The 20,601-nt window shown below is 66.1% G+C and carries 15 protein-coding genes; 11 read left to right on the top strand and 4 right to left on the bottom strand.

What is annotated here, in order from left to right; all coding sequences use genetic code 11:
- Window positions 1-31 precede the first annotated feature (31 nt).
- The 10 genes from clpA (at window position 32) to H4P35_RS16045 (ending at window position 15,135) form a co-directional block, all read left to right on the top strand.
- Window positions 32-2,344 (top strand): ATP-dependent Clp protease ATP-binding subunit ClpA, encoded by a 2,313-nt coding sequence (gene clpA / locus H4P35_RS16090; protein WP_056324674.1) that lies wholly within the window; start codon window positions 32-34, stop codon window positions 2,342-2,344.
- Window positions 2,344-3,660: a paraquat-inducible protein A gene (locus H4P35_RS16085; protein WP_226846219.1), complete on the top strand. Its 1,317-nt coding sequence runs from the start codon at window positions 2,344-2,346 to the stop codon at window positions 3,658-3,660. Before clpA ends, H4P35_RS16085 begins: the two co-directional genes overlap by 1 nt.
- 47 nt (window positions 3,661-3,707) lie before the next feature.
- A complete protein-coding gene (locus H4P35_RS16080; RefSeq protein ID WP_180098434.1) occupies window positions 3,708-5,372 on the top strand; it encodes an intermembrane transport protein PqiB in 1,665 nt (554 codons plus the stop codon).
- 6 nt (window positions 5,373-5,378) lie between these two features.
- Complete coding sequence (locus H4P35_RS16075; RefSeq protein ID WP_226846218.1) at window positions 5,379-6,062, top strand: membrane integrity-associated transporter subunit PqiC; 684 nt, start codon at window positions 5,379-5,381, stop codon at window positions 6,060-6,062.
- A gap of 173 nt (window positions 6,063-6,235) precedes the next feature.
- Window positions 6,236-10,057 (top strand): trifunctional transcriptional regulator/proline dehydrogenase/L-glutamate gamma-semialdehyde dehydrogenase, encoded by a 3,822-nt coding sequence (gene putA, locus H4P35_RS16070; protein WP_152384800.1) that lies wholly within the window; start codon window positions 6,236-6,238, stop codon window positions 10,055-10,057.
- A gap of 239 nt (window positions 10,058-10,296) precedes the next feature.
- Window positions 10,297-11,442 carry a branched-chain amino acid ABC transporter substrate-binding protein gene (locus H4P35_RS16065; protein ID WP_056324296.1) on the top strand — a complete coding sequence of 382 codons (1,146 nt, stop codon included), beginning with the start codon at window positions 10,297-10,299 and terminating at the stop codon, window positions 11,440-11,442.
- A 153-nt stretch (window positions 11,443-11,595) separates the two neighbouring features.
- A complete protein-coding gene (locus H4P35_RS16060) occupies window positions 11,596-12,525 on the top strand; it encodes a branched-chain amino acid ABC transporter permease (RefSeq protein ID WP_056324299.1) in 930 nt (309 codons plus the stop codon).
- Window positions 12,522-13,610: an ABC transporter ATP-binding protein gene (locus H4P35_RS16055; RefSeq protein ID WP_152384799.1), complete on the top strand. Its 1,089-nt coding sequence runs from the start codon at window positions 12,522-12,524 to the stop codon at window positions 13,608-13,610. The genes H4P35_RS16060 and H4P35_RS16055 overlap by 4 nt, the downstream gene beginning before the upstream one ends.
- On the top strand, window positions 13,607-14,410 hold the full coding sequence (locus H4P35_RS16050) for an ABC transporter ATP-binding protein (protein WP_056324304.1): 804 nt from the start codon (window positions 13,607-13,609) through the stop codon (window positions 14,408-14,410). Before H4P35_RS16055 ends, H4P35_RS16050 begins: the two co-directional genes overlap by 4 nt.
- The gene (locus tag H4P35_RS16045; protein ID WP_056324308.1) at window positions 14,407-15,135 is read left to right on the top strand and encodes an ABC transporter ATP-binding protein; all 729 of its coding nucleotides are present in this window, start codon (window positions 14,407-14,409) and stop codon (window positions 15,133-15,135) included. Before H4P35_RS16050 ends, H4P35_RS16045 begins: the two co-directional genes overlap by 4 nt.
- Before the next feature lie 46 nt (window positions 15,136-15,181).
- Here H4P35_RS16045 and H4P35_RS16040 read toward each other — a convergent pair whose 3' ends face one another.
- From H4P35_RS16040 to H4P35_RS16030, 3 genes are all read right to left on the bottom strand, one after another.
- Window positions 15,182-16,456 carry a CaiB/BaiF CoA-transferase family protein gene (locus H4P35_RS16040; RefSeq protein ID WP_226846217.1) on the bottom strand — a complete coding sequence of 425 codons (1,275 nt, stop codon included), beginning with the start codon at window positions 16,454-16,456 and terminating at the stop codon, window positions 15,182-15,184.
- Window positions 16,457-16,477: 21 nt separating this feature from the next.
- The gene (locus H4P35_RS16035) at window positions 16,478-17,278 is read right to left on the bottom strand and encodes an enoyl-CoA hydratase/isomerase family protein (RefSeq protein WP_226846216.1); all 801 of its coding nucleotides are present in this window, start codon (window positions 17,276-17,278) and stop codon (window positions 16,478-16,480) included.
- A gap of 88 nt (window positions 17,279-17,366) precedes the next feature.
- Complete coding sequence (locus H4P35_RS16030; RefSeq protein ID WP_226846215.1) at window positions 17,367-18,362, bottom strand: tripartite tricarboxylate transporter substrate binding protein; 996 nt, start codon at window positions 18,360-18,362, stop codon at window positions 17,367-17,369.
- A 127-nt stretch (window positions 18,363-18,489) separates the two neighbouring features.
- On the opposite strand from H4P35_RS16030, the gene H4P35_RS16025 reads away from it, so the two are divergent.
- The gene (locus tag H4P35_RS16025; protein WP_226846214.1) at window positions 18,490-19,191 is read left to right on the top strand and encodes a GntR family transcriptional regulator; all 702 of its coding nucleotides are present in this window, start codon (window positions 18,490-18,492) and stop codon (window positions 19,189-19,191) included.
- 64 nt (window positions 19,192-19,255) lie between these two features.
- Here H4P35_RS16025 and H4P35_RS16020 read toward each other — a convergent pair whose 3' ends face one another.
- Window positions 19,256-20,539, bottom strand: coding sequence for an MFS transporter (locus H4P35_RS16020; RefSeq protein ID WP_056324322.1), 1,284 nt, complete (start codon window positions 20,537-20,539; stop codon window positions 19,256-19,258).
- Between the last annotated feature and the right edge of the window lie 62 nt (window positions 20,540-20,601).

Here is a 20,601-nt window from a genome sequence, read left to right as displayed (position 1 = left end):
TTAGCCCGCTTCGATGCGTTACGGAGGAAGCGTGATTTCTCAAGAGCTTGAAGTCAGCCTGCATATGGCTTTCGTCGAGGCCCGTTCGGCCCGGCACGAATTTATTACCGTCGAGCACCTGCTGCTCGCCTTGCTCGACAACGCTTCGGCGGTCGAGGTCCTGCGCGCGTGCGCGGCCAACCTGGATGACCTGCGCCGCAACCTGCGCCAGTTTGTCTCGGAAAACACCCCGGTGATCCCCAGCGGCGCCGAAGTCGACACGCAACCCACGCTAGGTTTCCAGCGCGTCATTCAGCGCGCGATCATGCATGTTTCGGCCGGCGGCACGGGCAAAAAGCCCGTCACGGGCGCGAACGTGCTGGTGGCCATTTTTGGCGAAAAAGACTCGCATGCCGTGTACTACCTGCAACAGCAGGGTGTCACGCGTCTGGACGTGGTCAATTTCCTGTCTCATGGCATTACCAAACAGCCGCAGGTGGAGTCCGCCGCCGTGCAGAAAGAGCAACAGCCCAATGGTGAAGAGCAGGGCGATTCGCGTCAGTCGCCGCTGGATCAGTACGCCACCGACCTGAACGCCGCCGCGCTTGCGGGCCGGATCGATCCCCTGATCGGCCGCGAGCACGAAGTCGAGCGCGTCATCCAGGTGCTGTGCCGCCGCCGCAAGAACAACCCGCTGCTGGTGGGCGAGGCCGGCGTTGGCAAGACCGCCATCGCCGAAGGCCTGGCCTGGCGCATCACCCGCGGCGAAGTGCCCGAAGTCCTGCAGGCCGCTCAGGTCTATTCGCTGGACATGGGCGCGCTGCTGGCCGGCACCAAGTACCGCGGCGATTTCGAGCAGCGTCTTAAGGGCGTGCTCAAGCAGATCCGCGGCAACCCCGACGCCATTCTGTTCATCGACGAAATTCACACGCTGATCGGCGCGGGTTCCGCATCGGGCGGCACGCTGGATGCCTCCAACCTGCTCAAGCCGGCCCTGTCGTCCGGGCAGTTGAAGTGCATCGGCGCCACCACCTATACCGAATACCGCGGCGTCTTCGAAAAGGACCACGCGCTGTCACGCCGGTTCCAGAAGATCGACGTGGCCGAGCCCAGCATCGAGCAGACCGTGCAGATCCTGCGCGGCCTGAAGAGCCGCTTCGAAGAGCACCATAGCGTGCGCTATTCGGCCGCGGCGCTGTCGGCTGCCGCTGAATTGTCGGCCCGCTTCATCAACGACCGTCACCTGCCCGACAAAGCTATCGACGTGATCGACGAGGCCGGCGCCGCCCAGCGCCTGCTGCCGCGTTCGCGCCAGAAGAAGGTGATCGGCAAGGTCGACATCGAAAACATCGTTTCCAAGATCGCGCGCATTCCGCCGCAGTCCGTCTCCAACGACGACCGCAGCAAGCTCGCCACGCTGGACCGCGACCTGAAGACGGTGGTGTTCGGCCAGGACGGCGCCATCGATGCGCTGTCCGCCGCCATCAAGATGGCGCGCTCGGGCCTGGGCAAGCCGGAAAAGCCGATCGGCGCCTTCCTGTTGTCCGGCCCCACCGGGGTGGGCAAGACCGAAGTGGCGCGCCAACTGGCCTTCACGCTGGGCGTCGAGCTGCTGCGCTTTGACATGTCCGAGTACATGGAGCGTCACGCGGTGTCGCGCCTGATCGGCGCGCCGCCGGGGTACGTGGGCTTCGACCAGGGCGGCCTGCTCACCGAGGCAATCACCAAGCAGCCGCATTGCGTGCTGCTGCTCGACGAAATCGAAAAGGCGCACCCGGATGTGTTCAACATCCTGCTGCAGGTCATGGACCACGGCACGCTGACCGACAACAACGGCCGCAAGGCAGACTTCCGCAACGTCATCCTCATCATGACGACCAACGCGGGCGCCGAGACCTTGAACCGTCCGTCGATCGGTTTTGCGAATTCGCGGATGGTGGGCGACGAAATGGCGGAAATCCGCCGCATGTTCACGCCTGAATTCCGCAACCGCCTGGACGCGATCATCCCGTTCGCCGCGCTGGACCACGAGGTCATCATGCGCGTGGTCGACAAGTTCCTCATGCAACTGGAAGACCAGCTGCATGAGCGCCGCGTGGAAGCAGTCTTTACCACGCGCCTGCGTGAACACCTTGCCAAGGAGGGGTTCGATCCGCTCATGGGCGCGCGTCCCATGCAACGCCTCATTCAGGACACCATCCGGCGCGCGCTGGCCGACGAGCTGCTGTTCGGCAAGCTGGTCGACGGCGGTTCGGTCACGGTGGATCTGGACGAGTCGGGCAAGGTCACGCTGGATTTTGACGAAAGCGGCAAGCCGCCTTCGTCGGACGCGCCGGACAAGCAGGAAGTCGAACTCGTCGACTGATGACCGCGGACCGCCAGCCGCTGATCGAGTGCGAGCACTGCGCAAGCATTTATCGCCGACATCAGCTTGAACCTGGCGAGACCGCCAATTGTGCCCGCTGCGGCGCCGTGCTCTGGCGCTACAGCGGGCTTACTTTGTCCAATTGGCTGGCGCTCGCCATCACTGCCCTGATCGTCTTCGGGGTGGCCAACGCCTACCCGGTCGCGTCGATGTCCGTGCAAGGCATGGTCCAGCAGGCCTCGCTGCTGGACGCCATTTCCATCACCTGGCGCCAAGGCCATTGGGTGGTCTCCATCATGACCGGCCTGGCCGGTTTCGCGCTCCCGCTGCTGCAGCTGACCGTGCTGCTGTGGGTGCTGGGGCCGCTGTCGCAGCACCGCGAGCCCGCCGGGTTTCACGGCGCCATGCGGCTGCTGGGCATGTTGCGGCCGTGGTGCATGGTGCCGGTGTTTCTGCTGGGCGTGCTGGTCGCGGTGGTCAAGCTGGCCGGCATGGCCGCGGTGTCGCCGGGCATTGGGCTGGCCGCGTTCGGCATCCTGACCGTGCTGCTCACGATGCTCGGCAGGCTGTCGCCGCACGTGCTGTGGCGGTATGCCGAATCCGTCGACGTGGTGCCCGTGCATGTGCCCGAGGCCGGGCCGGACGTCCTCCTGACCGGTTGCCACGTCTGCGGCCAGGTGCAGGCTCTGCCGCGCGATGCCGATCCCGAAGCGCACCATCACTGCGTGCGTTGCGACGCCGTGGTGCATTACCGCAAGCCCGATCATCTGGCGCGCACGTGGGCGCTGCTTCTGGCGGCCGTGGTGTTTTACATACCGGCGAACGTGCTGCCCGTGATGAACGTCAGCTCGCTGCTGGGCGACAGCGCGCACACCATCCTGGGCGGCGTTGTCGAGCTGTGGCAGATGGGTTCCTGGGACATCGCGCTTATCGTCTTCATTGCCAGCGTGGCCGTGCCGCTGACCAAGCTGATGGCGCTGATCCTGCTGCTGCTGACCGAACAATGGCGTAGCACAACCAATCTGGGGGCGCGTACGCGGTTGTATCAGATGGTTGAATTCATTGGACAGTGGTCCATGCTGGATGTTTTTGTCGTTATATTGCTGGCGGCTCTGGCAGACTTCAAAGGCCTGATGGAAATCAGCGCTGGCGCGGGCGCCGCCGCGTTTGGCGTGGTCGTCATCCTGACCATGCTCGCGGCCATGAGCTTTGACCTGCGCCGTAGCTGGGACCTGGAAGGTCAGACCGAAATCGAATCAGCGCCGGTGGAGGGCCGGCATGCGCCGGCGTCTGCCGCTGGCAAGCAAGCGGGCTAGGAAAGGCCTCGCGCCGTTGTTTTCCGCTCAGAACAAGGAAAAAGTAGATGTCCGAGCAAGCACCCGGATCCGGTGAAGAGAAATTCGCGTCACCCGCGATCTCGCGCAAGAAGAAGAGCCGGATCTCCTGGATCTGGCTGGTGCCTGTAGTGGCCGCATTGATGGGCCTGTCGCTGGTCGTGCGGACCTGGATGCAGGCGGGCCCCGACATTTCGATTTCGTTCAATACCGCCGAAGGGCTGGAGGTGGGCAAGACCCAGCTTCGCTACAAGGACGTGAACATCGGCACGGTCAAATCCATCGGCTTCAATTCGGACCGCAGCAAGGTCGTCGTGAAGGCCGAGCTGGCCAAGGACGTTTCCGATCTGGCGCGCGAAGGCACCAACTTCTGGGTGGTGCGGCCGCGGCTGGACGTCAGCGGCGTATCGGGCCTGGGCACGCTGCTGTCGGGCGCCTATATCGGCGTGGACGCGGAAGAGGGCAAGGACGGCACCGAACGGGCCACCAAGCTGTCTTTCGAAGGCCTGGAAACCCCGCCCGCCGTGACCCACGACCGCGCGGGCAAGCGCTTCATGCTCAAGGCGTCGGACCTGGGCTCGCTGGATATCGGGTCGCCCGTCTATTTCCGCCGCATCAATGTGGGCCGCGTGATCGGTTATGCGTTGGACGAGAACGGCCGCGCCGTGAACGTCGAAGTATTCGTCGATGCGCCCAACGACAAATTTGTGACCAGCGGCACGCGCTTCTGGAACGCCAGCGGCGTGGACTTCAGCGTCAACGCCGACGGCCTGAAGGTGCGCACCCAGTCGCTCGTGTCGATGGCGGTGGGCGGTGTGGCCTTTGCAACCGTGCAGACCGCGCGCGACGGCGACACGCCGGCCCAGGCGGACTCCGAGTTCGACCTGTACGCCACCGAGGCCGCCGCCAAGGCCAACCCGGACGGCGAAGCCTTCCCCATCCGCATGCGCTTTGACCAGTCGATCCGCGGGCTGGCCGTGGGGGCGCCGATCGACTTCAACGGCATCACGCTGGGCGACGTCACGCAGATCACGCTGGACTTCGACCCCGAGACCAAGCGGTTCTATTCGCTGGTGGACGCCACGCTGTATCCCGAACGCCTTGGCCGCGTCTACGAAGAGGTGCGCGAGCGCGCGATCAAGGAAGGCGACGTGGCCGGCGGCCGCTTGCTGGGGGTGATGGTCAAGCATGGCCTGCGAGCGCAACTGCGCACGTCCAACCTGCTGACCGGCCAGCTTTACGTGGTGCTGGACAACATCCCGAACGCCAAGCCGGTCGAGTTCCAGATGTCAGAACCGGCGATCATTCCGACGGTGCCCGGCAATCTGGATCAGCTTCAGCAACAGGTCACCAACATCGTCACCAAGATCGAGAAGATTCCATTCGACAAGATCGGCGAGGACCTGCGCGCCACGCTGGCCAGCACGTCCAAGCTGATGAACCGCCTGGACAAGCAGGTGGCGCCCGAAGCGCAGAAGGCGCTCAAGGCGGCCAAGGACTCAATGGCGAACATCAACTCGCTGCTGGCCACCGACGCTTCGTTGCCGGTCAACGCGGAACGGGCCATGCAGGAACTGAGCCGCGCCGCCCGTTCGCTGCGGGCGCTGGCCGACTTCCTGCAATCCAACCCTGAAGCCCTGCTGCGCGGCAGAGGCGACGACCCCATCCCGGGCGCCGGCCCAGTCAGGAACTAGACGCTCATGAAAAGCCGACTCTCTTGCCTCGCAACCCCGTTTGCCCGCGGACGCAGCCGCGCCGCGCTGGCCGTGCTGGCGCTGTCCGGCGCGCTGGCGGCCTGCGGCTCGTCACCGCCCGTCCACTACTACACCCTGCAGACGCCCGAGCGGGCGGGGGCGCCGGGCGCGGCGCCCGGTTCCGCCTCGTTCCTGATCGAGGTGCAGCCCGTCACGCTTGCCACGCAGGCCGACCAGCCGCAACTCATGGTCCGCACCGGCGACGGCAGCATTTCCGCCCTGTATTCCGAGCGCTGGAGCTCGCCGCTGGGCGACGAGTTGCGCAATGCCTTGTCCGACGCGCTCAAGCGCGAGCTGGGCGCGCTGGACGTGCAGATGGTCAAGCCCGGACCGGGCGCGCCGATCTGGCGCATTCAGACCGACGTGCAGCGCTTTGAGATGGTGTCCGGGCGCATGGCACAGCTGGATGCCACCTGGCGCGTGCGCCCCGTGGATGCCAAGGGCACGGGCCTGTTGTGCCGCAGCGTCGTCACCGAAGCGGTGCCTGACGACGCGATCCCCAGCCTGATCGCCGCGCAGCAACGCGCGGTGGTTAGCCTGGCCGGCGTGATGGCGGCGGCGATCCGCGGCCAGACGCCCGCGGGATCGGGCTCGGTTCAGATGATGGGATGTTCCGCGCTCAAGCAATGATCCGACCCGCAGATCCGGATAACCTCCGCGATCTCAATCGGTTAACTAGGGTTTAACCTAGGGTTAACCTTAATACAAACGCGGTTGCAACCTGTCTAGCATACGGTCCTACCCCTACTGGGTTCCGATCGGGCCCAGTTACACCTTTGCCATGCGACAGGAAGCAATCTCTTATGGCCAGCACGACCCTCGGCGTCAAAGTCGATGACGCACTCCGCGACCGCCTGAAAGCCGCCGCCCACAAGCTCAACTGCACGCCTCACTGGCTGCACAAGCAGGCGATCCTTTCCTATCTGGACAAGATCGAGCGCGGCCATCTGCCCGCCGAGATGTCGCACCTGAGCGCCGACGCGGCTGGCGAGGACGACGCGGCCGACACCCATTCCGCGCCGACGCCGCCGTTCTACGAATTCGGCCAGGACGTGCAACCGCAATCCGTGCTGCGCGCCGCCATCACAGCGGCCTACCGCCGGCCCGAGCCCGAGTGCGTGCCGCTGCTGCTGGGCCAGGCCCGCGTGCCCAACCTGGAAAAGGTGCATGCGATGGCAGCCGGCCTGGTCAAGAAGCTGCGCGGCAAGCGCACCGGCGGCGGGGTGGAAGGCCTGATCCAGGAATTCTCGCTGTCCAGCCAGGAAGGCGTGGCGCTGATGTGCCTGGCCGAAGCGCTGCTGCGCATTCCCGACCGCGCCACGCGCGATGCGCTGATTCGCGACAAGGTGGCCCGCGGCGACTGGAAGTCGCACATGGGCGGCTCGCAGTCGCTGTTCGTCAATGCCGCCACGTGGGGCCTGATGATCACCGGCAAGCTGGTGGCCGTGAGCAGCGAGCAGTCGCTGTCCAAGGCGCTGACGCGTCTGATCGGCAAGGGCGGCGAGCCGCTGGTGCGCAAGGGCGTGAACATGGCCATGCGCATGATGGGCGAACAGTTCGTGTCGGGCCAGACGATCTCCGAGGCGCTGGCCAACAACCGCAAGATGGAATCGCGCGGCTTCCGCTATTCATACGACATGCTGGGCGAAGCGGCCACCACGGCCGAAGACGCCGAGCGCTACTACGCATCGTATGAGCAAGCCATTCACGCCATCGGCAAGGCCGCCGCGGGACGCGGCATCTACGAAGGCCCCGGCATCTCCATCAAGCTGTCCGCGCTGCACCCGCGTTATTCGCGCGCCCAGCGCGAGCGCGTCATGGCCGAGCTGCTGCCGCGCGTGAAGGCGCTGACCATCCTGGCGCGCAGCTACGACATCGGCCTGAACATCGACGCCGAAGAAGCCGACCGTCTGGAAATCTCGCTGGATCTGCTGGAAGCGCTTTGCTTCACGCCCGAACTCGAAGGCTGGAGCGGCATCGGCTTCGTCATCCAGGCCTATCAGAAGCGTGCGCCGTTCGTCATCGATTATGTGATCGACCTGGCCCGCCGCAGCCGTCACCGCGTGATGGTGCGCCTGGTGAAGGGCGCCTATTGGGATAGCGAAATCAAGCGCGCGCAGGTCGATGGCCTGGAAGGCTATCCGGTCTACACCCGCAAGCTGTACACGGACGTCGCCTACATTGCCTGCGCCCGCAAGCTGCTGGCCGCGCCCGAAGCCGTGTACCCGCAGTTCGCCACGCACAATGCGTACACGCTGGCGGCGATCTATCAGCTTGCCGGCCAGAACTACTACCCCGGCCAGTACGAGTTCCAGTGCCTGCACGGCATGGGCGAACCGCTGTACGAAGAAGTCGTGGGCCCACTGGCGCAGGGCAAGCTCAATCGTCCCTGCCGGATCTACGCGCCGGTCGGCACGCACGAAACGCTGCTGGCGTACCTGGTGCGCCGCCTGCTGGAGAACGGCGCCAACACGTCGTTCGTGAACCTGATTGGCGATGATTCCATTGCCGTCGAGACGCTGGTTGCCGATCCGGTGGAAGCCGCTTCGCGCATCACGCCGCTGGGCGCGCCGCACGAGAAGATCCCGCTGCCGCGCGAGCTCTACGGCAATCCCCAAGACGGCGCCCGCGCCAATTCGGCGGGTCTGGATCTGAGCAACGAACACCGCCTGGGCTCGCTGTCGGCGGCGCTCTTGGCCAGCGCCGGCACGCCGTGGCGCGCCGGTCCCATGCTGGGCGAAGGCGGCGAACACTGGGATGCCGCCAAGGCCATCGAGGTGCGAAACCCCGCCAACCTGCGCGACGTCGTGGGTCATGTCATCGAGGCCGATTCGGCCGACGCTGAAGTCGCCCTGCGCGCGGCCGCCAACGCCGCGCCGATCTGGCAGTCCACGCCCGTGGCCGAGCGCGCCCAATGCCTGCGCCGCGCGGCGCAATTGCTGGAAGAGCAGATGCAGACCCTGTTGGGCCTGATCGTGCGCGAAGCCGGCAAATCGCTGCCCAACGCCATCGCCGAAGTGCGCGAGGCCGTCGATTTCCTGCGTTACTACGCCGATCAGGCCGAGCAGGAATTCAGCAACGATACGCACCGTCCGCTGGGCACCGTGCTGTGCATCAGCCCGTGGAATTTCCCGCTGGCAATCTTTACCGGCCAGGTAGCGGCAGCGCTTGCGGCGGGCAATACCGTGCTGGCCAAGCCGGCCGAGCAGACGCCGCTGATCGCCGCGCAAGCCGTGGCCATCCTGCGCGCGGCCGGCGTTCCCGCTGGCGCCGTGCAGTTGTTGCCGGGCCGCGGCGAGACCGTGGGCGCGCAACTAGTGGCCAACCCTGGCGTGCGCGGCGTGATGTTCACCGGTTCCACCGACGTGGCGCGCATCATTGCCCGCACGCTGGCCGATCGCCTGGACGATAACGGACACACCATCCCCCTCATCGCCGAAACCGGCGGCCAGAACGCCATGGTGGTGGATTCGTCGGCGCTGTCCGAGCAGGTGGTGTTCGATGTGCTCAGTTCCGCGTTCGATTCGGCGGGTCAGCGCTGCTCGGCGCTGCGCGTGCTGTGTGTGCAGGAAGACAACGCGGACCACGTGCTGACCATGCTGCGCGGCGCGATGCGCGAACTCGCCGTCGGCAACCCCGACCGCCTGTCCGTCGATGTCGGTCCCGTCATCGATACCGAGGCGCGCAACGGCATCCAGCGTCACATCGAAGCCATGCGCACGGCCGGTCATCGTATCGACCAGGTCGAGCTGAACGGCGAATGCCGCCATGGCACGTTCGTGCCGCCGACCATCATCGAAATCGACAACGTCAGCGAGCTGACCCGCGAAGTCTTCGGGCCGGTCCTGCACGTGGTCCGCTACAAGCGCGACGAACTGGACGCGCTGCTCGATGCGATCAACGGCACGGGGTACGGGCTGACGTTCGGCGTGCACACCCGCATCGATGAAACCATCGCGCACGTGACGGGCCAGGTTCACGCCGGCAACGTCTACGTCAACCGCAATATCGTGGGCGCCGTGGTGGGCGTGCAGCCGTTCGGCGGCGAAGCCCTGTCGGGCACGGGTCCGAAGGCGGGCGGTCCGCTGTACATGTACCGCCTGCTCGGCACGCGCCCCGCCGGTCTGCCGCCGGCACTGGACGCCGCGGCGCCGCTGCCGCAGCGCATCGCCTTGCCGGGCCCGACCGGCGAGACCAATACCTACATGGTCGAGCCGCGCGGCGCCGTGTACTGCGTGGCCGCCACCGAGGCGGGCGCGCGTGCGCAGTGGTCCGTGGCGCGCCTGACCGGCAACCACGCCTGGTTTGCCGACACGCCGGCCGCACAGGCGCTGCTGGCGACGCTGGACGCCGAACAGCAGGGCCAGGCGGGCATTCTGGCCGATACCGACGTCGACGACGCCGACTACCAGGCGGTGCTGTTCGAAGGCGATGGCGATGCGCTCAAGGCGCTGAATCAGCGCATCGCGCGGCGCCCGGGCGCCATTCTGGCGGTGCACGGACTCACGTCCGACGCGCTGGCGGCCGGCGCCAGCTACGTGCCGGAGCGCCTCTTGACCGAGCGTTCCGTCAGCGTCAACACGGCGGCGGCAGGCGGCAACGCTAGCCTCATGACGATCGGTTAATCGTCACCAGGGGTAACCCTTGGGCATCCAAGGGTTATCTCCAATATCGGGCTAGGTTGCACTGGAACGAAAATCCGGTCGCACCTCTGGTCTGGCTGCCGCAATCCGGCATTCAGACTCTGCAGAAAATGCATGCGCGGGACCCGGAGATCACTGGGCCCGCGGTAGTAAAAAACCAAAAGCCTGGCTAAAAGCTCAGGTATAACAAGGCCTTAGTCCGATACCTCGGAGGATTCCCCATGAAGTTGCGCACCACTTTGAAGCTCCTCGCCGCCAGCATCGCCGCTGCCGGCATGACCGCCGCCGCGCAGGCCGCCGACATCAAGTTCGGCTTTGCCGCCCCGCTGACCGGTCCGCAATCGCACTACGGCGAGGACATGCAGAACGGTCTGAACCTGGCGCTCGAAGAAGCCAACAAGAAGGGCATCAAGGTTGACGGCGAGACGGCCAAGTTCGTGCTGGTTTCGCGCGATGACCAGGCTGACCCGCGCGTGGGCGTGCAGGTGGCCCAGCAGCTCGTCGACCAGGACGTCGTGGGCATCCTGGGACACTTCAACTCGGGCACCACCATTCCGGCATCGCGCGTCTACCATGAGGCAGGCCTGCCGCAGATCGCCATGGCGACCTCGCCCGAATACACCAAGCAGGGCTACGAAACCACGTTCCGCATGATGACCAGCGACACCCAGCAGGGCGCCGCGGTCGGCAAGTTCATCGTGCAAAACCTGAAGGCCAAGAAGGTCGCGATCATCGATGACCGCACCGCCTACGGCCAAGGTCTGGCCGACGAGGTCGAGAAAGCCGTCAAGGCCGCCGGCGGCCAGGTCGTGCGCCGCGAGTACACCACCGACAAGGCCAACGACTTCACGGCCATCCTCACCAACATCAAGGGCTCCGCGCCTGACGCCATCTTCTACGGCGGCCTGGACGCGCAGTCCGGCCCCATGAAGCGCCAGCTCGCCACGCTGGGCCTGAAGGCGCCGCTGGTGTCCGGCGAAATGACGCGCAGCGACACGTTCATCAAGCTGGCGGGCGACGCCGCCGACGGCACCTACGCCTCGCTGGCCGGCGTGCCGCTGGACAAGATGGCCGCGGGCAAGGACTTCGAGCAGCGTTACCAGGCCCGCTTCAAGAAGGCCCCCGGCGTGTACGCGCCGTACGCCTACGACGGCGCCTGGAACATGATCACGGCCATCGAACAGGCCGGTTCCGCCGAACCCGAAAAGTATCTGCCCAAGCTGGCCAAGCTGAACCGCAAGGGCGCGACGAGCGAGCACATTTCCTACGACGACAAGGGCGATCTGAAGGAAATCTCGGTCACCATCTACGAAGTCAAGAACGGCAAGTGGGAGATGGTCGAAACGATGGTCAGCCAGGCCAACTAAGCCGGCTCGAAACCAGGGCGGCGCAGGCCACGCGCCACGATCCGCCCGCTTTTTTCCGCTCGCGCCGTCCGGCGCTGCGGCGCGCGACGCGCGGCCAGGCCTTTGCGCCCTGGCCGCCCCGCGCGATTCTTCCAGGCTTATTCAGCGGCCCCTATGGATATCTTCATTCAACAACTGATTAACGGCGTCACGCTCGGCAGCGTGTACGCCCTGGTCGCCCTTGGCTACACCATGGTGTACGGCATCATCGGGCTGATCAACTTCGCGCATGGCGATGTCGTCATGATCGGCGCGATGGCGGCCACCACGATCGCCATTTCGCTGGTGGGCGGCGATCCCGGCGTCTCGGCCTTTGTGGTCCTGGGCGTGGGCCTGCTGGTCTCGGTGCCCCTGTGCATGGCGGTGGGCTGGACGGCCGAACGCGTGGCCTATCGGCCGCTGCGCCGCGCGCCCCGCCTGGCGGCCCTTATCACGGCCATCGGCGTGTCCATCATCCTGCAGAACGTGGCGATGATGGGCTGGGGCCGCAACTACCTGAACTTCCCGCAAGTGCTGTCGCCGCAGGTGTTCGAGTTTGCCGGCGCGCGCATGAGCACGCTGCAGATCGCCATCGTGGTGATCGCGGCGCTCATCATGGGCGGCTTGCTGGCCGTCGTGCACAAGACCCGGCTGGGCACCGCAATGCGCGCCACCGCGCAGAACCGCGAGGTCGCGGGCCTGATGGGCGTGAACATCAATACGGTGATTTCGGCAGCCTTCCTGATCGGGTCGGCGCTTGCTGCCGTGGCCGGCATGATGGTCGCCACGTATTACGGCGTGTCGCAATACACGATGGGCTTCATGCTGGGCCTGAAGGCGTTCACCGCCGCCGTGCTGGGCGGGATCGGCAACCTGGTCGGCGCCATGGCCGGCGGCTTGCTGCTGGGCATCATCGAATCGCTGGGCGCGGGCTACATCGGCGACCTGACCGGCGGCTTTTTGGGCAGCCATTATCAGGACGTGTTCGCGTTCTTCGTGCTGGTGCTGGTGCTGATCTTCCGTCCCTCGGGTCTCCTGGGTGAACGGGTGGGGGATCGCGCATGAACGCCCATCTGAAGAAAAGCGGGTTCTCCACCCGCAACCTGATCGGCATCGCCCTGATCGGCGTCGTCCTGGCCGTGCTGCCGTTCGTCATCGGCATGGCCGGCCAGAGCTGGGTCCGCATCCTGAACTTCGCGTTGCTGTACGTGATGCTGTCGCTGGGCCTGAACATCGTGGTGGGCTTCGCGGGTCTCCTGGACCTGGGCTATATCGCGTTCTACGCGGTGGGGGCCTACACGTGGGCGCTGCTTGCCTCGCCGCATTTCGGGCTGCACCTGCCGTTCTGGGCGATCCTGCCGATCGCGCTGGCGGTCGCGTGCCTGTTCGGGGTGCTGCTGGGCGCGCCGACATTGAAGTTGCGGGGGGATTATCTGGCCATCGTGACGCTCGGGTTTGGCGAGATCATCCGCATCTTCCTGAACAACCTGAACGCGCCGATCAACATCACGAACGGGCCGCAAGGCATCAACCGCATCGACACCTTCAAGGTGGGCGAGTTTGTCTTTGGCCGAACGCAGAACCTGATGGGCATCCGGTTCACGGGGCCGGAAAAGTACTACTACCTGCTGCTGGCGCTGACACTGATCATCATCCTGGTGTGCGTGCGTTTGCAGAACTCGCGCATCGGCCGCGCGTGGGAAGCCATCCGCGAAGACGAAATCGCCGCCAAGGCGATGGGCATCAACACCCGCAACATCAAGCTGCTGGCCTTTGCGATGGGCGCATCGTTCGGCGGCGTCGCGGGCGCGCTCTTCGCGTCGATGCAGGGTTTCGTCAGCCCCGAGAGCTTCTCGCTCATGGAGTCCATTTCGATCCTGTGCATGGTGGTGCTTGGCGGCATGGGCCACATTCCGGGCGTCATCCTGGGCGCGCTGATCCTGGCCGCGTTGCCGGAATTCCTGCGCGCCGTCGTGGAACCCGTCCAGCACATGCTGTTCGGCGCCGTGGTGCTGGATCCGGAAGGCATCCGCATGCTGCTGTTCGGCTTGGCGATGGTGTGCGTGATGCTGTTCCGTCCGGCCGGCCTGTGGCCGTCGGCAGTGCGCAAGCGCGAACTTGCCACCAAGACGCAAGGAGGCGCGGCATGAGCAAACTGCTGCAAGCCCAGGGACTGGGCAAGCGCTTCGGCGGGCTGCAGGCCCTGTCGGGCGTCAGTTTCGACATCGAACAAGGCGAGATCTATGGCCTGATCGGCCCGAACGGCGCGGGCAAGACGACGCTGTTCAACGTGCTGACCGGCCTCTACATACCCGAGGAAGGCACCTGCACGTTCAACGGCGAATCCATGTCGGGCAAGAAGCCGCACGAGGTCGCGTATGCAGGCCTGGCGCGCACCTTCCAGAACATCCGCCTTTTTGCGAACCTGAGCGCGATCGAGAACGTGATGATCGGCCGCCACATGCGCACCCGCGCGGGTGTGCTGGGTGCCGTGCTGCGCACCCGCGCGACGCGTGCCGAAGAAGCCGCCATCGAGGCGCGCGCGCAGGAACTGCTGGACTACGTGGGCATCGGCCATCGCGCCAACGACGTCGCGCGGTCGCTGCCTTACGGCGACCAGCGGCGTCTGGAGATCGCCCGCGCGCTCGCAACGGATCCGAAGCTGCTGGCGCTGGACGAACCCGCCGCCGGCATGAACGCCTCGGAAACGGTCGTGCTGCGCAAGCTGGTGGAAAAGATCCGCGCCGACGGGGTCACCGTGCTGCTGATCGAACACGACATGAAGCTCGTCATGGGCCTGTGCGATCGCGTGCTGGTGCTGGAATACGGGAAGGTGCTGGCGATGGGCAAGCCTGCCCAGGTGCAGCGCGATCCCAAGGTCATTGAAGCGTATCTGGGCGCCGGGGCTGCGCAGGATCCGCTCATCCACAACGAGGGCCAGGCAACATGACGGCATCCCAACCCCTGCTCGAGCTGCGGGGCCTGCAAGTGTCCTACGGCGGCATTCGCGCGGTGCGCGGCATCGACCTGCGCGTCGACGACGGTGAGCTCGTCTGCCTGATCGGCGCCAACGGCGCGGGCAAGAGCACGACGCTGCGCGCCATCTGCGGTCTGGTGCCGCTGGCCGGCGGCGAGGTCGTCTATGCCGGCCAATCCATCGGCGGACAGAAGTCGCACGAACTGGTCCGCAAAGGCTTGGTGATGGTGCCCGAGGGCCGCGGCATCTTCGGGCAGCTCACCATCGAGGAAAACCTGGCGATGGGCGGGTACATCCGCCGCGACGCCGCGCAGATCCGCCAGGACACGGACCGCGTCTTCACCTTGTTCCCGCGCCTGGCCGAACGCCGCAAGCAGGCCGCCGGCACGCTGTCGGGCGGCGAGCAGCAGATGGTGGCGATGGGCCGCGCGATGATCGCGCGCCCCAAGCTGCTGCTGCTGGACGAGCCGTCGATGGGGCTTGCGCCGCTGATGGTGGAAAAGGTGTTCGACGTGGTGCGCACCATTGCCAGCGAAGGCGTGACGATTCTGCTCATCGAGCAGAACGCGCGCCTGGCCCTGGAGAACAGCCATCGCGGCTACGTGATGGAGTCGGGCGAGATCACCCTGTCGGGTCCTGCGCGCGACATGCTGCACGATCCCAAGGTGCGCGCGGCGTACCTGGGCGAAGTGGAGTAAGCAAAACCTGACGCAAGGCGGTCTCCCGCCTTGCGTTTATTCAGCCTCAGGCCTGCACCGGCTCGCGGTCCACGGCCGCAACCACGCCAGCGTCGATCAGCGCGTCGATCTCTTGCCGGTCATAGCCGAATTCGCCGAGGATCGCGATGGAATCCTCGCCCAGCCGCGGTGCGGCGCGATGATACCGGGCAGGCGTGGCGGACAGTTTCACGGGCATGCCCACGGTGCGGACCTTGCCCGCCACGGGATGCTCCTGTTCCACCACCATTTCACGCGCCAGCGTCTGCGGGTGCGACAACGCCTGCGCGATCGAGTGCACCGGACCGGCGGGCACGCCGGCCGCATCGAAGATGTCCAGCCATTCCTGCGCGTCGCGGGTTTTCAGGATGGCGGAAATCTCCTCCACCAGTTCGTCGCGGTTCTGCATGCGGTCGCGATTGCGCGCAAAGCGCGGGTCGTCGGCCCATTCGGGCTTGCCCAGCGCCTGCGCGATGCGCTGCCAGTTCTTTTCGTTGGCGCCGCCGATGATGATCCAGTCGGTGCGCGTGGGAAACGCCTGATAGGGCGCGCTCAGCACGTGCGCCGACCCCGTGGGACCCGGCGAGACGCCGCTGCCGAAATAGATGGCGGCATGCCAGTAGAGCTGCTGTAGGCTGGCCTCCAGCAACGAGGTCTCCACGATCTGGCCTTCGCCGGTGCGTTGCTTGTGCTGGTAGGCCGCCAGCACGCCGAACGCCGCGAGCAGGCCGGCGTTGATGTCGGCCACCGAGTTGCCGGTGCGCAGCGGCGGCCCGCCGGGTTCACCGGTGATGGCCATCAACCCCGAGAAGCCCTGCGCCACAAGATCGAATCCGCCCTTGTCGGCGTAGGGGCCCGTCGTGCCATAGCCCGAGACGGCGCAATAGATGAGACCCGGGTTCTCCTTGCGCAGCGTGTCGTAGCCCAGGCCCAGCTTCTCCATCGTGCCCTTGCGGAAGTTCTCGGTCACCACGTCGGCGTCGCGGATCATGCGCAAGAGCACCTTCTTGCCGTCGGGATGCTTCAGGTCCAGCGCAATGGCGCGCTTGTTGCGGTTGAGCATCAGGAAAGGCGCGGAGATGCCATTGATCTGCGGATCGCGGTATTGGCGCGAATCGTCGCCGCCGTCGATCTTCTCGACCTTGATGACATCGGCGCCCAGGTCCGCGAGCATCATGCCGCAGGTCGGGCCGGCCATGATCTGCGACAGCTCGATGACGCGCATGCCGGCCAGCGCGCCGGCGGCGGGGGCATCGGAAGCGGAAAAGGGCGGGCGGCCGGAGCCGCGGTTGTCGTTGTGCATGCGTGTTCCTCGATCGTTCGTTCAGCGGCCGCTGAATTGCGGTTTGGCCTTGGCCAGGAAGGCGCGGTAGCCGGCGCGGAAATCCTCGGTGTCGAAGCAGTCGAAAGCTTCGTCGCGGTCGGCATCGGTCAGCGCCTTGCCTTGCACCAGGTTGCGCACGAACTTCTTGTGCCAGCGGGCCACCAGCGGCGCGCCGTCCGCGATCCGGCGGGCCGTTGCCTGGGCGTCGGCCGCCACTTGGTCGTCGGCCACCACGCGCGAGACCACGCCCAGTCGCAAGGCCTCGGCGGCGTCGAAAATGTTGCCTTCCAGCAGCACCTGCAGCGCCACGGTGGGGCCGACCAGCCGAACCAGCGGGGCCAGTTCCGAATACGACATCACCAGCCCCAGGTTCTTGATGGGCACGCCGAACCGCGAGCTCTCGCCGCAGATGCGCACGTCGGCCAGGCTGGCGATCTCCAGTCCGCCGCCCACGCAAATGCCATGGATCTGCGCCACGACGGGGTGGCGGCACCCGCCGATCGCCTCGATCGTGCGGCGCATGACGGCGCCGTATTCCACGGCCTGACGCTTGTTGCTGCGGGCCGTCTCGAACTCTCCGATGTCGTTGCCCGGCGAAAATGCCTTCTCGCCCGCGCCGCGCAGCAGCACGCAGCGCACGCCGTCGTCACGGTCCAGTTCGAGAAACGTGTCGCCCAGCAAGCGCCAGCCGTCGATGGTGAAGGCGTTGAGCTTTTCCGGCCGGTTCAGCACCACGGTTGCGATGTCGCCGTCGCGGTGCAGCAGGATGGGCGAGGAGCCCGGGGTGTAAGTAGCGGTCATGGGATTCCTTTTGCATGCGCGGGGGATCGTCCCCCGCCAGGTGAGTCGTGCCCGTTGTTGGGGCTTACTGCGGGGCTTGCTGCGGGCCTTACTGCTTCGTCAGGCCCAGGCTTGCGGTGAGCTTGCCGTACTTGCTCCATTCGTCCCGCACGTACGAGGCGAAGGCGGCGGGGGATTGCGGACCGCCGCCCAGGTCCATGCCCTGGTCGGCGAGCTTGGCGGCGACCTCGGGATCGGCCAGCGTCTGGGCAAGCGCCCGGTCAAGCTTTTCCATGATCGGATGAGGCAGCTTGGCCGGGGCTAGGACCGCGTACCACTGCACGACGTCCAGGCCCTTGATGCCGGATTCCGCCAGCGTCGGCACATCGGGCAGGCGCTTGCTGCGCTGCGGGCTGGTCACCGCCAGCGGCCGCAGCTTGCCTGCCTGGATCTGGTTGATCGCGCCCGGCAGCGTGTCGAAGTTCAGGTCCACGCTGCCGCCCAGCAGGTCGGTCATGGCCTGGCCGCTGCCCTTGTACGGCACGTGTTCCATCTGCACCCCGGCAATCTGCGAGAAACGCGCGGCGCTCAAATGCTGCGGACTGCCCATGCCGGACGACGCGTACAAGAGTTGCTTGGGCTTGGCGCGGGCGTCGTCCACCAGGTTCTGCACCGTGGCGTACGCGTGCTTGGCCGGATTGACGACCAGCACGTTCGGCACCGACCCGATGTACCGCACCGCCGTGAAATCCCTGTTGGGATCGATGTTGGACTGCACGACGTAAGGCGCGGCCACGGTGGACTGCATATTGGCCAGCAGCAGCGTGTAGCCGTCCGGATCCGCCTTGACCACATAGTCGGCCGCGATCAGGCCGGAAGCCCCTGGCTTGTTCTCGACCACGACCTGCTGGCCCAGCAGGGTGGACAGGCGCGCCGAAAGAATGCGGGCCGACACGTCGGTGCCGCCGCCGGGCACGAAGCCGACGACCAGCCGGATGGGACGTTCCGGCCACTTGACCGGATCCTGCGCCGAGGCGGGGCTGGCCGCCGCGAGGCCGGCGGCCAGCATCAATACGCCGGTCCAGGCGCGAGCATGCTTGTTCATAGGGTCTCCTTTGGTGGATGAGTCCTGCCCAGGGGCTGCTTGCTCTATGATTGGGTCAGGTTGGTATGCCGTTGGTGTTTGGTATACCAGATACAAAAGTAGTCGATGTTGCGAGCATGAACAACCCATGGCTAACCCTGAACCCCTGATTGCCGATGTGTCCGTCCCCGATTTGGCCATTCACCATCCCACGCTGCCGGCGGTCGTGGCGGAACGGCTGCGCCAGCTCATCATCGATGGCACGCTCAAGCCCGGCACGTGGCTTAACGAGCGGGATCTATGCGATCAACTGAAGATTTCGCGCACGCCGCTGCGCGAGGCGTACCGGATGTTGGCCTCGGATGGGCTGGTGACGCTGCAGCCCAAGCGCGGCGCAATGGTGATCGAGCTGTCCGCCGAGGACATCGAGAACATCTTCGACGTGCTGTCGGTGCTGGAAGGGCTGGCGGTGCGCAGCGCCGCCGAGCGCGCGTCCGAAGCGGAGCTGGCGCAGATCGCGCGGCTGCATGCGCAGATGCTTGAAAACTATGAAAAACGGGACATCCGCGCGTATTTTGCGGCCAGCATGGGCACGCACATCGCGATCAATCGCGCCGCGCACAACCCGGCGTTGTCACACTCCTACGACCGGCTGAACCTGCAGGTGCAGGCGCTGCGCTACAAGTCCAATTTCGATCTGGACGAATGGACGACGGCGGTGGCCGACCACGAGGCCTTTGTGCAGGCGTTGATGGCGCGCGACGGCGAACGCGCCGAAGCCCTCATCCGCAAACACGTGGGCGGCAAGAAGGCCTACAACCTGCGCGGGCGCACCGGCGGCGCGGCCTGAGGGCAGGGCGGCGCGCCGCGGCCCGTTCGCATGCAGGCGCCTGCCTGCAAGCGCAAGAGCGAGTTCAGGCAGGTTGCGCCACGACGCGCTTTCTGCCGATCATGAGCGCCAGCACGGCGGCGATGATGCCGGTCGAGCCCGAGATCACAAAAGCCATCAGGTAGCTGCCCTGGGCTTCGCGCAGGGCGCCGGCCATCCACGCGGCGCTAGCCGCGCCCATCTGGTGGCCCGCGACGATCCACCCGAAGACGATCGAGGCGTCGCGTTCGCCGAAGGCTTCCGTCGTCAGGCGCAGCGTGGGCGGCACCGTGGCAATCCAGTCCAGACCAAAAAAGATCGCGAAGATCGACAGGCTGTAGAACGAGAAATCGGAATAGGGCAGGTACATCAGGGACAGGCCGCGCAACGCGTAGTAGACAAATAGCAGCTTGCGCGGGTCGTAGCGGTCGGTCAGCCAGCCGGAGGCCGTGGTCCCAAGCAGGTCGAAGATGCCCATCATGGCCAGCAAGCCGGCCGCCTGCACTTCGGGCATGCCGTGGTCGCCGCAAAGTGCGATCAGGTGCGTGCCCACCAGGCCATTGGTCGTGAACCCGCACACGAAAAAGGTGGCGAACAAATACCAGAACGTGCGCGTGCGGGCCGCGCGCGCCAGCGTGCCGAAGGTGGCGGCCACCATGCCGGTGCGCGGCGCGGCGGGGGCGGGCGTCGCGTGCGGATCGCTGCCAAAGGGCACGAGACCCACGCTGGACGGGCGGTCGGGCACCAGCCACCAGGCCAGCGGCACCAGCGCGGCCGCGGCGCCGGCCACCGTCCAGACCACGCGCGTCCAGTCGCCCGACGAGGCCAGCGCGGCCAGCACCGGCAGGAACACCAGCGTGCCGGTGGCGGCGCTGGCGGTCAGAAGGCCCATCATCAGTCCGCGGTGCTTGACGAACCAGCGGTTCACCACGGTCGCGCCCATCACGATCGCCACGGCGCCCGAACTGATGCCCGAGAACACGCCCCAGGTCATGATCAGATGCCAGGGTTCGGTCATGTAGGCGCTGACGGCGCTGGAGGCCGACATCAGGATCAGCGCCGTGATCAGCACGCGCCGCAATCCAAAGCGCTCCATCGCGGCGGCTGCGAAGGGGCCAACCAGGCCGTACAGAAAAATGCCCAGCGCGGCGGCAAACGAGATCGAACTTCGGCTCCATCCGAACGTTTCTTCCAGCGGCACCAGCAGCACACTGGGCGACGATCGCAGGCCGGCCGCGACCAGCAGCGACAGGAAAATCACGGCAACCACCACGAACGCGTACTTCTGACCGGCGCGGCGGAAGGGGAATGGAGGCTGGGCTATACTCATGTTACTGACCGGTACGTATTAAGGATTGCGGATAGTACGTACCGGTCAGTAACACCGTCAAG

Source organism: Achromobacter sp. 77 (assembly GCF_020541125.1).
Taxonomy (GTDB): domain Bacteria; phylum Pseudomonadota; class Gammaproteobacteria; order Burkholderiales; family Burkholderiaceae_B; genus Achromobacter; species Achromobacter mucicolens.
Note: the sequence above shows the minus strand (reverse complement) of the source record. Positions and strands in the feature narration are given on the sequence as shown.

What these genes read in the sequence shown, in the direction of transcription:
- H4P35_RS16045 (WP_056324308.1), top strand. Translation starts at nt 14,407, where the DNA reads ATGACGGCATCCCAACCCCTGCTCGAGCTGCGGGGCCTGCAAGTGTCC.
- H4P35_RS16065 (WP_056324296.1), top strand. Translation starts at nt 10,297, where the DNA reads ATGAAGTTGCGCACCACTTTGAAGCTCCTCGCCGCCAGCATCGCCGCT.
- H4P35_RS16055 (WP_152384799.1), top strand. Translation starts at nt 12,522, where the DNA reads ATGAACGCCCATCTGAAGAAAAGCGGGTTCTCCACCCGCAACCTGATC.
- H4P35_RS16020 (WP_056324322.1), bottom strand. Translation starts at nt 20,539, where the DNA reads ATGAGTATAGCCCAGCCTCCATTCCCCTTCCGCCGCGCCGGTCAGAAG.
- putA (WP_152384800.1), top strand. Translation starts at nt 6,236, where the DNA reads ATGGCCAGCACGACCCTCGGCGTCAAAGTCGATGACGCACTCCGCGAC.
- H4P35_RS16025 (WP_226846214.1), top strand. Translation starts at nt 18,490, where the DNA reads ATGGCTAACCCTGAACCCCTGATTGCCGATGTGTCCGTCCCCGATTTG.
- H4P35_RS16075 (WP_226846218.1), top strand. Translation starts at nt 5,379, where the DNA reads ATGAAAAGCCGACTCTCTTGCCTCGCAACCCCGTTTGCCCGCGGACGC.
- H4P35_RS16030 (WP_226846215.1), bottom strand. Translation starts at nt 18,362, where the DNA reads ATGAACAAGCATGCTCGCGCCTGGACCGGCGTATTGATGCTGGCCGCC.
- H4P35_RS16050 (WP_056324304.1), top strand. Translation starts at nt 13,607, where the DNA reads ATGAGCAAACTGCTGCAAGCCCAGGGACTGGGCAAGCGCTTCGGCGGG.
- H4P35_RS16085 (WP_226846219.1), top strand. Translation starts at nt 2,344, where the DNA reads ATGACCGCGGACCGCCAGCCGCTGATCGAGTGCGAGCACTGCGCAAGC.
- H4P35_RS16035 (WP_226846216.1), bottom strand. Translation starts at nt 17,278, where the DNA reads ATGACCGCTACTTACACCCCGGGCTCCTCGCCCATCCTGCTGCACCGC.
- H4P35_RS16060 (WP_056324299.1), top strand. Translation starts at nt 11,596, where the DNA reads ATGGATATCTTCATTCAACAACTGATTAACGGCGTCACGCTCGGCAGC.
- H4P35_RS16080 (WP_180098434.1), top strand. Translation starts at nt 3,708, where the DNA reads ATGTCCGAGCAAGCACCCGGATCCGGTGAAGAGAAATTCGCGTCACCC.
- H4P35_RS16040 (WP_226846217.1), bottom strand. Translation starts at nt 16,456, where the DNA reads ATGCACAACGACAACCGCGGCTCCGGCCGCCCGCCCTTTTCCGCTTCC.